Origin of the sequence: Croceibacter sp. (assembly GCF_002716225.1) — a bacterium.
Lineage (GTDB): Bacteria > Bacteroidota > Bacteroidia > Flavobacteriales > Flavobacteriaceae > Croceibacter > Croceibacter atlanticus.
This window is the reverse complement of sequence record NZ_PAZX01000005.1, coordinates 196607-209220: the sequence shown is the minus strand read 5'-3', so window position 1 is coordinate 209220 and position 12614 is coordinate 196607. Positions and strand designations below refer to the sequence as shown.

Here is a 12614-nt window from a genome sequence, read left to right as displayed (position 1 = left end):
AAAATATGGCTTGGTTTAAAAGAACCCAAAAAGGGATACAGACAAAGACAGAAGACAAGAAAGATGTCCCTAAAGGACTTTGGTACAAAAGTCCTACTGGTAAGATTGTAGATGCAGAAGAATTAGAAGAAAATTTTTATGTTAGTCCAGAAGATGGCTATCACGTAAGAATTGGTAGTAACGAGTATTTTCAAATACTATTTGATGACAATAAATACAAAGAGTTAGACGCTAACCTAACTTCTAAAGATCCACTTAAATTTCAAGACAAAAAGAAATATGTAGATCGTCTTAAAGAAGCTGAAAAGAAAACAGGTTTAAAAGACGCAGTAAGAACTGCAGTTGGAAAATCTCAAGGTAAAGATCTAGTTATTGCCTGTATGGACTTCAGGTTTATTGGAGGATCTATGGGTAGTGTTGTAGGTGAAAAAATTGCACGTGCTGCAGACTACTCACTTAAACACAACATTCCATTTTTAATGATATCTAAATCTGGTGGTGCTCGTATGATGGAGGCTGCTTTGTCTTTAATGCAATTAGCTAAAACATCTGCAAAGATTGCTCAATTGGCAGATGCAAATATTCCTTACATATCATTATGTACAGATCCTACTACTGGTGGTACTACAGCATCTTTTGCAATGTTAGGAGATATAAATATTAGTGAACCTGGAGCCTTAATAGGTTTTGCTGGTCCACGTGTAGTAAGAGATACTACAGGTAAAGAATTACCAGATGGTTTCCAAACTGCAGAGTTTGTACAAGAACACGGTTTCTTAGATTTTATAACTCCAAGAAGCGAGTTAAAGAAAAAAGTAAACTTATACCTTGATTTAATTTTAAATCAGCCGGTAAGAAACTAAAAAAAGCCTCCAATAATTGGAGGCTTTTTTTATCCTATTTTGAAAAGCTCTTAATTTCCAATATAGATTTCATAATCTACACCGTTAAAGGTTAAAACAGCTATCGAGTCACAAGTGCCATCACCATAGTCTAAACTAGCTGTACCTATATTCTGAGTAATTTCCACAACACCACTTACCACTACTGGGCAGCTTAGCTCTCTACGTAACACTGTAGTAACATTTCCAGATCTTGAAAATCCATTACTTAATTCCGTATCCCAGTTTCCTGAAACCTCATATACGTTATCAGTCCAGGTTCCAGAACCTACACCTTCAACCCATACTACAGTACGATTTGCAACTCTTGTACCTGTAACATCTGTATTAGGAAAAGATGCAGAAATAGATTCTGTAGCTACAGATTGTGGTAAACCATTGTTGTTAGATAGGGTTCTTACTGCTGTACCACCACCGGTAATTTCAATTAAGTTTACAGCATAGTCTTCATAAGTATATGTAAGATTTCGTGTATTTTCATCTACTGTCTCATAATCTATAATAATAGCACCTTGTACATAATTGCCATCATTTAAGGTACAACCTTCACCAAAGTCAACAGTTATTGTACCGCTACCGTCACCATTTCCATTTAAAGTAATTGTTGCACAAGTAGGAAAAAATGTTGTGCTAGAGACTAGTTCACTTGGAGCTGTTTGTTCATCGAATGCATTTTCTACTACGTTAAAGCTTAAATCTGAACTTGTACTCATTTGAGCAGAGCGTTGTTCATTTTCGACAGAAAAATTAGAAGGTGTTTCATTTTCTGATTCGTTATCATCATCAGAGCACGATACTATTCCTAAAGTAATACAGCAAATAGCTAAAAATTTTAATTTCATAAGTTTAGTTTTTGAGTTTTTATTAGTTTATGAATAACGAGAAATTAATTGTAATCGTATGTTTAAATAATTTTTCAAACTGAAAATTAATTATCTAAATAAAAAGTATATCTTTGCGGCTTGGTAGAACGTCTGCCATGTACATGATATTCATTGAAACAATTTTGGAATGTATTTAACTCAAGAAGAAAAAGGAAACCTTTTCGCAGAACACGGTAAAGATAAAAATGATACTGGCTCAGCAGAAGGACAAATCGCATTATTTACTCACCGTATCTCACACATGTCAGATCACCTAAAAAACAATCGTAAAGATTACGCTACAGAGCGTTCTCTAGTACGTTTGGTAGGTCGTCGTCGTTCTTTATTAGATTACTTAATGAAGAAAGATATTGTACGATACAGAGAGATTGTAAAGAAATTAAATTTACGTAAGTAAGTTATATATAAGGGAACGTCTAGGCGTTCCCTTTTTTATTACAATGTTTGGTTGGGCATTTAAAACTACAACTATACAAGAAAGCTAAACTCTAGTTTTTCATTGGTCAATTTTCGGCGAAAGCCACACTACTACTACACACAACCCTGTATCGTCCAGGAAAGACGAAGACCAATTTTAACAATGAGAGCAGTATTTGCTCTCAACAAACACAATTTATGATACCTCAAGTATTTAAAGAAACCATCGATTTAGGTGATGGTAGAGAAATTACTATTGAGACTGGTAAACTTGCTAAGCAAGCACACGGTTCGGTAGTGGTACAATCTGGCAAATGTATGCTTCTTTGTACCGTAGTGTCTAACTACAAACAAAGTGATGTGGACTTTCTTCCACTTACGGTAGATTACCGTGAAAAATTTGCAGCTGCAGGACGCTATCCTGGTGGTTTCTTCAAAAGAGAAGCAAGACCAAGTGATGGTGAAGTATTAACAATGCGTCTAGTAGACCGTGTTTTACGTCCTCTTTTCCCAAAAGATTATCATGCAGAAACTCAAGTGATGATTCAGTTAATGTCTCATGACGACGATGTAATGCCAGACGCAATGGCTGGTTTAGCAGCATCTGCAGCAATTCAACTTTCAGATTTCCCTTTTGAGTGTGCTATCTCAGAAGCACGCGTAGGTCGTGTAAATGGGGAATTTGTAATCAACCCAACAAGAGCACAGTTAGCAGAATCTGACATCGATATGATGATTGGTGCATCTGCAGACTCTGTAATGATGGTTGAAGGTGAAATGGATGAGATTTCTGAAGAAGAAATGACAGAAGCCATTAAGTTTGCACACGAAGCTATTAAAGTACAATGTGAGGCTCAAGTAAAATTAGCTGAAGCATTTGGTAAGAAAGAGACTCGTGAATACGCTGCAGAACGTGAAGATGAAGATCTTGCTAAGAAAGTGCATGATATGGCATATGATAAAGTTTATGCTATTGCACAAGCTGGATCTGCTAAGCACGAACGTAGCCAAGCATTTTCTGATATTAAGGATGAAATTATTGCTACCTTCTCTGAAGAAGAACAAGAAGATTTTGGCAGCTTAATCTCTAAGTATTACTACAAAGCAGAAAAAGCTGCTATTAGAGATTTAACGCTTAATGAAGGTTTACGTCTTGATGGTCGTAAAACTACAGATATAAGACCTATTTGGTGTGAGGTAGATTATTTACCATCTGTACACGGATCTTCAATATTTACCAGAGGAGAAACTCAAGCTTTAGCTACAGTAACCTTAGGTACATCACGAGATGCAAATATGATTGATATGCCTTCTTATGAAGGTGAAGAGCGTTTTTACTTACACTATAACTTCCCTCCTTTTTCAACTGGTGAAGCACGACCTATTCGTGGAACATCACGTAGAGAAGTTGGTCATGGTAACTTAGCACAACGTGCCTTAAAAGGTATGGTTCCTGAAGATTGTCCTTACACCGTACGTGTTGTTTCTGAAGTATTAGAATCTAATGGTTCTTCTTCTATGGCTACAGTATGTGCTGGTACAATGGCAATGATGGATGCTGGTGTACAAATGAAAAAACCAGTTTCTGGTATTGCAATGGGATTAATCTCTGATGCAGAAAGTGGAAAGTATGCTGTACTATCTGATATCTTAGGTGATGAAGATCACTTAGGTGATATGGACTTTAAGGTAACTGGTACTGCAGATGGTATTACAGCTTGCCAAATGGATATTAAAGTAAAAGGTTTATCATATGAGATTTTAGTAAATGCGCTAAAACAAGCTCGTGATGGTCGTTTACATATCTTAGAGAAGTTAACAGATACTATTTCTCAACCAAATGAAGATGTAAAATCTTATGCTCCTAAAATGGTTTCTGTAAGAATACCTAATGAGTATATTGGTGCAATGATTGGACCTGGTGGAAAAGTAATTCAAGAACTTCAAAAAGAAACAGGTACAACTATCGTTATTAACGAAGATCCTGTTACAGAAGAAGGTATTATTGAAATACTTGGTACTGGGCAAGAAGGTATTGATGCTGTACTAGCTAAGATAGACTCTGTAACGTTTAAACCACAAGTTGGTAGCGTTTACGAAGTTAAAGTTATTAAAATGCTAGACTTTGGTGCTGTTGTAGAATACACAGAAGCTCCAGGAAATGAAGTATTACTGCACGTTAGTGAACTTGCTTGGGAACGCACAGAAAATGTTTCTGATGTAGTAAAACTAGGTGATATTATTGATGTTAAGTACTTTGGTATAGATAAACGTACACGTAAAGAGAAAGTATCTCGTAAAGCACTTTTAGAAAAGCCAGAAGGTTATAAAGAAAGAGCTCCTAGAGAAGACAAACCTCGAGGCGACAGAAACCGTGATAGAAATCGTAGTGGTGATCGCGATAGAAACAAAAGCAGAGATTAATTCCTGTTTTGTATAAACTAAAAAGCCTTCCAGTTTTGGAAGGCTTTTTTTTTATCCTCAAATGTCAGTTCGAGCATTATTTGAAGAATTATGTTAATAATTCTGAGAATACCCAACATAAAGAACAGTTCAGAAGTCGATAACTTTAAAATCTTAAAAACCATTAACCCAATTGACGCCAAATGACAAATAGTTTAATTCTATATCTTTACTGGATATCGACAATAAAATAGATTATTTAGCGAGTTGTGTGCAATTTGAAAGAACTATGTGGAAACCAATAACAGAGATTGAGATACTGGTCAAAATTCTGAAAACAGAAACTGACCTGAACGGAGAATTATGGAATTTCTGGCAACTGATAAAAATTAATCCTGAAAAATGGACTGAACCGGACTATGGGAGCGAAGGTGGTGGATTTTGGGTCGTAGGAATCTGTGGCAAGAAAGTGATTTGGTTTAATGACATCGAAGACGGTTTTAATATATCAGATTACAACGAATATGGAAAGATTGAAGGCTACTACTGCAATCAAGATGAATTAAGATGGACGGTAACTCATCTTTTTGATTTAATTAAGTTTGGTGGAGATGCAATTGAACAAGCAGGTCCTCCACAATCAATAAAAGAATGAATAAAAACTGCACACAACAAAACATATATTTTATAGCGGGTGAACGGCTGTCAGCAAGAATTTCGCTACGTAGCAAGCCTTGATTTCGGTGGACAGGAAAGTGCTTCGAAGCCGCCACTAGCCATATGCAAAACGTAATTCATTTAAGACGTGAACTTCGTATTTAATTTTTGAACAATTTCTTCTATCTTTTTGTTTCTAGCAACTTTATCTAATATAGTTGGTGGAACTTGTCTAACCTCACAGTTTTTAATTGCACAACGCTCGCAAGTCACGCCTACATTCTGATTTTTTATTTTTGCGTCTTCTAAAAAACTGAGCTTTCGATGCAAATGTTTATTAATTAACATTCCAACACTTATACTCCTGTAGTGGTTATCTTTAAATGGATCTTTAGTAGCAGAAGATATTACTAAATACTTTGCGCCATCCTCATACTCAGAAATCTGAATATCAAATTCGTGCTCTTTTTTACTTTTACTTATATCTTTTAAAGCTTTTAAAGACACCCATCTTCTACAATAATGTTCATTAGTTTCATTGGCACGTGGTGAATGCTGGTGTGACAGATGTAACTCTTTTTTAAGATGAAATTTATTACTTGCAGCTTTATGAGTAAATCTTAAAAAAAATAAATTTTGGATATTAAAGGCTTTCGGTAATATATTAGTTAAGCGTTGATAAAAAGATTCTGGAGAAGCATTAAACGCATCTATAGCTTCTAAAAAAAGAGATGTATCAAAAGTTTCCTTTTTGAAGATTTTAGTCAATTTTGCTTTAATTTGATCGTTAGGTATTATCAATGCACCTGCAAAATAAGACGCATAAAAATTATTTAATACCTGATCAAAAGAATCAAACTTTATCCAAGGAAACGTAAATAACCGTTCATTTATCTCAAGAAAATTATAAGCCAATTCTTTGGCGTAAATAAAGGTGCGTTGCGCATCATCTACCTCATCTGTAAGTAATAAAGTATTAGTCTTTGGAATAAAAACAGATCGTAAATTACCTAGAGCTTCATATTTACTTAACTCATTAGCTACAATACTATAGCCATATTCCTCTATTAGAATATCTTCTAGATCTTTAGCGGTAATTTTTTGATTCAAATCCAAGTGATAAGCTTTAGCAAACTTTAAAACACTTTGTTCTAAATCTTCAAAATAATTTTTGTTTGCCTCTTGAAATGAACGCACTGAAGCGAGGTAAAAATTCTCCTTACCAAAATTATAATGCTGTGCAATTTTGATAATTGTACTTATAAACGCATTCACTTTAGTTGGTGCGTTTGCAACAATATCAATTAAATTACTTTCTTTAATACCAAAAACCTCGAGCGGTATTTCCTTGAGTATTTTAGACTGTAAAATATCTCCAATTGGCGCTAAATTTTTATCTAATTTTAGTGATACCATTTGATCAAAAGGCACGTCTAATTTTTTAGACAGTATGGCGATTTTATCAGGTTTGGGATATTTTTTCCCATTTTCTATTTCATTTAAATACGACTTAGATAAACCCGAAAGTTTAGACAAACCAAACAATGACAAATTCTTGTCAGTCCTTATTTGCTTTAACTTCAAGCCGAATATAAGTTTAATATAATCTTCTTCCATAATAGCAAATATAAACTTTTCTGCGAACACTTAATTTTTTGCGAAAATACACTTTTAGCGAACGTTCGCTTGTTTTATAGCAATCTTTATACTAATATTGCTTCATAAAATAATCACAAGATGGAACACACGCTTTTAAAATTACCAAAAATCACATACTCCAAAGATGTCAATAATTATTATCCAGAAATTTTAACTGATGAAGCTCATGATTTTTTGGCTGCACTTCATGAAAAATTTAATGGAGAGCGATTAAAATTGTTAAATAGACGTTTACAACAGCAAAGTGTATTTGACAACGGGCAATTTCCAGAATTTCCTAAAGAAACGAAAGAGATTAGAAATACCGACTGGACAGCAGGTAGCATTCCGGGCGACTTACAGGATAGACGCGTAGAGATTACTGGTCCTGTCGATAGAAAAATGATTATTAATGCTTTAAATTCTGGTGCCAAAACGTTTATGGCTGACCTAGAAGACAGCAATGCCCCTACTTGGAGAAACAGCATTCAAGGACAGCAAAACTTAATGGATGCTAATAAGAAAACAATTAAATTAGTTGACACAAAACGTGGGAAATCTTACAAATTAAATAATAAAACAGCTGTTCTTCTAGTAAGACCAAGAGGCTTACATTTAAACGAAAAGAACATATTAATAAATAATGAAGAAGCTTCAGGAAGTTTAGTAGATTTTGGGTTATACGTATTTCACAACACAAAAACATTGTTAGAAAATGGTACAGCTCCTTACTTTTATCTACCAAAATTAGAGCATTATTTAGAAGCACGCTGGTGGAATGAAGTTTTCACTTTCGCTCAAGACTATTTAAAAGTTCCAAAACGAACTTTTAAAGCAACCGTTTTAGTAGAAACAATTACTGCAAGTTTTCAATTAGATGAAATAATTTACGAGCTTAAAGACCATATTGTTGGTTTAAATTGTGGTCGTTGGGATTACATTTTCTCATACATCAAGAAATTCAGAAATCACCCAAATTTTGTAGTCCCTAATCGTGACCAGGTAACTATGACGACACCATTTATGGATGCTTATTCAAAATTAGTGATCCAGCGTTGTCATAAACGTGGCATACTTGCCATTGGTGGTATGGCAGCGCAAATTCCTATTAAAAACAATCCAGAAGCCAACGCGGTTGCGCTAGAAAAAGTTAGAAAAGATAAAGAACGTGAAGTAAAGAACGGTCACGATGGTACTTGGGTTGCGCATCCTGCTTTAGTTGAAATAGCAATGACAGAATTTAACAAGTTTATGCCAACACCAAACCAGTTACACGTAACACGTAACGATATACACATCACCGAAGAAGATTTAGTAGAAATTCCAAAAGGTACTGTGACAGAAGCAGGAATTAGAAAAAACATTAACGTAGGTATTTTATATACAGAAGCTTGGCTAAGAGGACATGGAGCTGTAGCACTATACAATTTAATGGAAGATGCTGCTACTGCCGAAATTTCTAGAACACAAGTTTGGCAATGGTTAAAAAATGAAGTCATACTTGAAGATGACAGAAAATTTGACCTTACACTCTACAAAGCGTTGTTTAATGATGAAGTTGAAAAAATAATAAAAGAGTATGGCGAGTCTAACATTAAAAATACCAAGTTTGAACTGGCGTTTGAGCTATTTGATAAAATAGTATTGTCAGAAAAATTTGAAGAATTTTTAACGCTTTCAGCTTATCAATATCTGTAAAAAACAATCCTGCGATTGCGGCAACAATCAACAGGACCTAATTATTAATACTAAATAACATATCACAAAATTATGAAAAATTTATCACAAGCTAATTATAGTTCTGCACTGCAAGCTGTAAGAAACCTTAAAGAAAAGTATGGAGATACTTGGAATGCAATTGATCCAGAAAGTGCTGCTAGAATGGTGACTCAAAATCGTTTTAAAACAGGTTTAGATATTGCAAATTATACGGCTGCAATAATGAGAAAAGATATGGCCGAGTATGATGCAGATTCATCTCAATACACACAATCCCTTGGTTGTTGGCACGGTTTTGTTGCTCAGCAAAAAATGATAGCAGTTAAAAAACATCATAAGACCACCAATAAAAAATACTTGTACCTTTCTGGATGGATGGTTGCTGCATTACGTTCAGAATTTGGACCATTACCAGATCAATCTATGCATGAAAAAACTGCTGTTCCGGCATTAATAAAAGAAATTTATGACTTTTTAAGACAAGCAGATGCAATAGAATTGAATGATTTGTTTAACAGACTTGAAAACGGTGAGGATGTTCAGGATCAAATAGACAATTTTGAAACACATATTGTCCCAATCATTGCAGATATAGATGCAGGCTTTGGTAATGAAGAAGCAACCTATTTACTGTCTAAAAAAATGATAGAAGCTGGAGCTTGCGCTATCCAAATTGAAAATCAAGTTTCTGATGCAAAACAATGTGGACACCAAGATGGAAAGGTTACAGTACCACATGAAGATTTTATAGCTAAATTAAATGCTATTAGGTATGCTTTTTTAGAATTAGGAGTCGACGAAGGGATCATTGTGGCAAGAACAGATTCTGAAGGTGCTGGCCTTACCCAAAAACTGCCAGTTAGCCAAGAACCTGGTGATTTAGCATCTAAATATTTAGCCTTTGTAGAAACTGAAGAAATAGCGATTAATGATGCTAAAGAAGATGATGTGCTGCTTAAAAGAGATGGTAAATTAGTTCGCCCTGTGCGATTAGCAAATGGTTTATACAAATTTAAAAACGGCTCAAATATAGATAGAGTTGTGTTAGATTGTATTACAAATCTTCAAAACGGAGCAGATTTGTTATGGATTGAAACACCTACGCCTAATGTTAAGCAAATTGCACACATGGTAAACAGAATTAAAGACGTTATGCCTAATGCAAAATTGGTTTACAATAACTCACCTTCTTTTAATTGGACATTAAATTTCCGTAATCAAGTATTTGAAGAAATGCTTTTGGAAGGTGAAAACATGACAGCTTATGATAGAAATAATTTAATGGATGCTCAATATGATAATTCAGAACTATGCTATCGCGCAGATGAGAAAATTAGAACATTTCAAACAGATAGTGCAAGAGACGCCGGAATTTTCCATCACTTAATCACATTGCCTACATATCATACAACCGCATTACACATGAATGATCTTACCAAAGGTTATTTTGGAGAGTCTGGTATGTTGTCTTATGTAAAAGAGGTACAAAGACAAGAAATTCGCAAAGGTGTATCTTGCGTAAAACATCAAAGAATGGCAGGTTCAAATTTAGGAGACGACCATAAAACATTCTTTTCTGGCGATAATGCACTAAAGGCTGGAGGTGAAAAAAATACTTCAAATCAATTTGAAGTTAAAACTGATGATAGTAAGGTTGAAGTTAAATTTAATGACCATAAAGTCGAAGTAAAATTAAGTGTACCTGCATAAATGCCATAATCTTCATTATGCAAATTTTTAAAGTAAATGCGTTAGCAATTTTAGTTAACGCATTTTTTATATTTATAAATCTAGTAAATTCTCCTTCGGTATAAACGTCTACAACATGCGTATATGATTAATAATCTTTCCTCGTTACACACGAACGATTAAAGATCAAATAAGTTACTAAAACAAAGTCACTTATTTATTCTCTTCAACAAATGCCTCCCAATCTTTAAATTTCTCCTCACCCATCACTTTTTCCATTTTTACTTGGCCACCTTTCTTTTTGTTGGCTCCACTCCATTCATAAAAAACATCTGGAGATACGGAAGTAACTTTTACGCCTTTTAAAGATTTACCTCTTGCAACTTTATAATTCTTATTTGCGTTTTGCAATGATTCATCTAAAGCTTCAGCAAGTTTCGTATTATCTATTGTAGCATTGGTCCCTAAATACCAACTATGGTAAAATTCGCCATCAAATCGTTTTGCAGATATGGTGTATTCTGGTATTTCTATATCAAAGGTTTCTTCAAGGTCTTTAACAGCAGCATTCATTTTATTAACTGAAAGCTGTGATCCCACAACATTTAAGAAGAACTTTGTACGACCAGTTATTTTAATCTCTGCTCTCTCTACATCTGTAAAAGCAATAGTATCTCCTATTAAATATCTCCAAGCTCCAGAAACTGTACTCATAATTAAAATGTAATCTTCATCTGTTTTAACTTGAGATAGATTGAGAACTTCTGCGTCTTGAGAAATACTACCATCCTCAAGAATATACTCTGGTTTAAATGGCACAAATTCAAAATAAATACCATTATCTGTTATGAGTTTCATGGCTGTAGTTTCTGGTCTATTTTGAAAAGCGATAAAACCTTCTGAAGCTAAATAAGTATCTATTACTGTAATGGGATGCGCTAATAAAGCGTTAAAACTTTTTTCATAGGGTTGAAAAGCTACACCGCCAGAAGTATACACTTGTAAGTTTGGCCAGATATCATGAATATTATCTAGATTATGATGTTCGATAACTTTTTTCAACATTAATTCAAGCCAAGATGGAATACCGCTTAAGGCACCTATATCCCAGTTTTTAGCATTTTCTGCTATATGTTGTACGCGCTCATCCCAATCGTCTATTTTTGCAATATCTTCTCCTGGTTTATAATATCCTTTAAACCAGAACGGAATTCTACTTGCGCTAATTCCACTAATTTCACCTTCTAAATGATCGTCTTTTTCCACAAGGTTTGTAGAGCTTCCTAGCATCATAAACTCTGTTTCAAAAAAATCTGAAGGAAGATCAAAATTACTTAATGCACCAACTTGCTTAATTCCTGCTAACCTAATAGCTTCAATCATATCATCTGTTACAGGTATACGTTTGCTGGTTTTTCCTGTAGTTCCAGAGCTTAACGCAAAGTAAGATGGCTTTCCAGGCCAAGACACATCGGTTTGGCCTTCGTGTAATCGTGACCACCATTGGTCATTCATTTGGTGGTAATCAAAAAAAGGCACTTTTTCTGCAAATNTTTTCTGAATATTATCACTCTGCAAAATANTATCAAANAAATAATATTTACCAAAAAGCGTATCCTTTGCTTTTTTAAGTAGCTCTTCTAAAACTTTCTCTTGCTCCTGTATTGGTTGAGACTCTGAAGTAAATTTTTCTCTAAACTCAATTGCACTCTTAATTAAACTACCAAATATTGCCATGATTATAAAATTTGCTCTGCGTGAGCTTTGGTTTTCACTTTCTGTATTACTTCTGAGATCACACCTTCTTCATCTATAACAAATGTTGTGCGGTGTATACCTTCATACTCTTTACCCATAAACTTCTTTGGACCCCAAACACCAAATGCATTTATTACAGATTTATCTTCATCTGCTAATAAAGGAAACGGTAATTCGTGTTTANTTTTAAAATTACTTTGTCTTTTTTGTGAATCTGCACTAACGCCTAATATTGCATAATTTTGAGATTGAAANGTTGTCCAATTATCTCTTAAGTTNCAGGCTTCTGCAGTACANCCTGGTGTGCTTGCTTTAGGGTAAAAGAATACCACTAATTTTTTGCCTTTATAATCTTGTAATGTATGTGTGTTGCCGTCTTGATCTACAGCTTTAAAATCTGGAGCTTTATCTCCTGCGCTTAAGGTTGTCATAGTAATATATTTTGTTGCTGTAATATGCTTTAAAACTTCAACAAATACAAATTTGAGATGTTATAAAACCCATAAATTTAATCGTCTTGGTTAAGTAAGTCTTATAGTTTATATGA

Annotated in this window: 10 protein-coding genes; 6 read left to right on the top strand and 4 right to left on the bottom strand. The window is 34.3% G+C overall.

Features of this window, described 5'->3' with window-relative positions:
* Positions 1–5 precede the first annotated feature (5 nt).
* Entirely contained in the window at positions 6–863 is an 858-nt protein-coding gene (gene accD, locus CL818_RS02905; RefSeq protein ID WP_013188194.1) for an acetyl-CoA carboxylase, carboxyltransferase subunit beta, read from the top strand.
* Positions 864–913: 50 nt separating this feature from the next.
* Here accD and CL818_RS02900 read toward each other — a convergent pair whose 3' ends face one another.
* Complete coding sequence (locus CL818_RS02900) at positions 914–1744, bottom strand: hypothetical protein (protein WP_286971451.1); 831 nt, start codon at positions 1742–1744, stop codon at positions 914–916.
* A gap of 169 nt (positions 1745–1913) precedes the next feature.
* Between CL818_RS02900 and rpsO the strand changes: the two genes are divergently transcribed.
* The 3 genes from rpsO to CL818_RS02885 all read left to right on the top strand — a co-directional run bounded on the left by rpsO (position 1914) and on the right by CL818_RS02885 (position 5261).
* Complete coding sequence (rpsO, locus tag CL818_RS02895; protein ID WP_013188196.1) at positions 1914–2183, top strand: 30S ribosomal protein S15; 270 nt, start codon at positions 1914–1916, stop codon at positions 2181–2183.
* Between the two features lie 218 nt (positions 2184–2401).
* Positions 2402–4627 carry a polyribonucleotide nucleotidyltransferase gene (locus CL818_RS02890; RefSeq protein WP_272973951.1) on the top strand — a complete coding sequence of 742 codons (2226 nt, stop codon included), beginning with the start codon at positions 2402–2404 and terminating at the stop codon, positions 4625–4627.
* Between the two features lie 268 nt (positions 4628–4895).
* Positions 4896–5261, top strand: a complete 366-nt coding sequence (locus CL818_RS02885; RefSeq protein ID WP_013188199.1) for a hypothetical protein — start codon at positions 4896–4898, stop codon at positions 5259–5261.
* A 143-nt stretch (positions 5262–5404) separates the two neighbouring features.
* Here the strand turns inward: CL818_RS02885 and CL818_RS02880 are convergent, their stop codons facing one another.
* Positions 5405–6880, bottom strand: coding sequence for a helix-turn-helix domain-containing protein (locus CL818_RS02880; RefSeq protein WP_272973952.1), 1476 nt, complete (start codon positions 6878–6880; stop codon positions 5405–5407).
* Positions 6881–7000: 120 nt separating this feature from the next.
* On the opposite strand from CL818_RS02880, the gene aceB reads away from it, so the two are divergent.
* Positions 7001–8599 (top strand): malate synthase A, encoded by a 1599-nt coding sequence (aceB, locus tag CL818_RS02875; RefSeq protein ID WP_013188201.1) that lies wholly within the window; start codon positions 7001–7003, stop codon positions 8597–8599.
* A 72-nt stretch (positions 8600–8671) separates the two neighbouring features.
* On the top strand, positions 8672–10330 hold the full coding sequence (locus CL818_RS02870) for an isocitrate lyase (RefSeq protein WP_013188202.1): 1659 nt from the start codon (positions 8672–8674) through the stop codon (positions 10328–10330).
* A 192-nt stretch (positions 10331–10522) separates the two neighbouring features.
* On the opposite strand, the gene CL818_RS02865 is transcribed toward CL818_RS02870, so the two are convergent.
* Together CL818_RS02865 and bcp are read right to left on the bottom strand one after the other, a co-directional pair.
* On the bottom strand, positions 10523–12046 hold the full coding sequence (locus CL818_RS02865) for a GH3 family acyl-acid amido synthetase (RefSeq protein ID WP_286971450.1): 1524 nt from the start codon (positions 12044–12046) through the stop codon (positions 10523–10525).
* 2 nt (positions 12047–12048) lie between these two features.
* Entirely contained in the window at positions 12049–12498 is a 450-nt protein-coding gene (gene bcp / locus CL818_RS02860; RefSeq protein WP_286971449.1) for a thioredoxin-dependent thiol peroxidase, read from the bottom strand.
* Between the last annotated feature and the right edge of the window lie 116 nt (positions 12499–12614).

Coding starts and splice junctions, on each gene's coding strand:
- accD (WP_013188194.1), top strand. CDS start 6: ATGGCTTGGTTTAAAAGAACCCAAAAAGGGATACAGACAAAGACAGAA.
- CL818_RS02900 (WP_286971451.1), bottom strand. CDS start 1,744: ATGAAATTAAAATTTTTAGCTATTTGCTGTATTACTTTAGGAATAGTA.
- rpsO (WP_013188196.1), top strand. CDS start 1,914: ATGTATTTAACTCAAGAAGAAAAAGGAAACCTTTTCGCAGAACACGGT.
- CL818_RS02890 (WP_272973951.1), top strand. CDS start 2,402: ATGATACCTCAAGTATTTAAAGAAACCATCGATTTAGGTGATGGTAGA.
- CL818_RS02885 (WP_013188199.1), top strand. CDS start 4,896: ATGTGGAAACCAATAACAGAGATTGAGATACTGGTCAAAATTCTGAAA.
- CL818_RS02880 (WP_272973952.1), bottom strand. CDS start 6,880: ATGGAAGAAGATTATATTAAACTTATATTCGGCTTGAAGTTAAAGCAA.
- aceB (WP_013188201.1), top strand. CDS start 7,001: ATGGAACACACGCTTTTAAAATTACCAAAAATCACATACTCCAAAGAT.
- CL818_RS02870 (WP_013188202.1), top strand. CDS start 8,672: ATGAAAAATTTATCACAAGCTAATTATAGTTCTGCACTGCAAGCTGTA.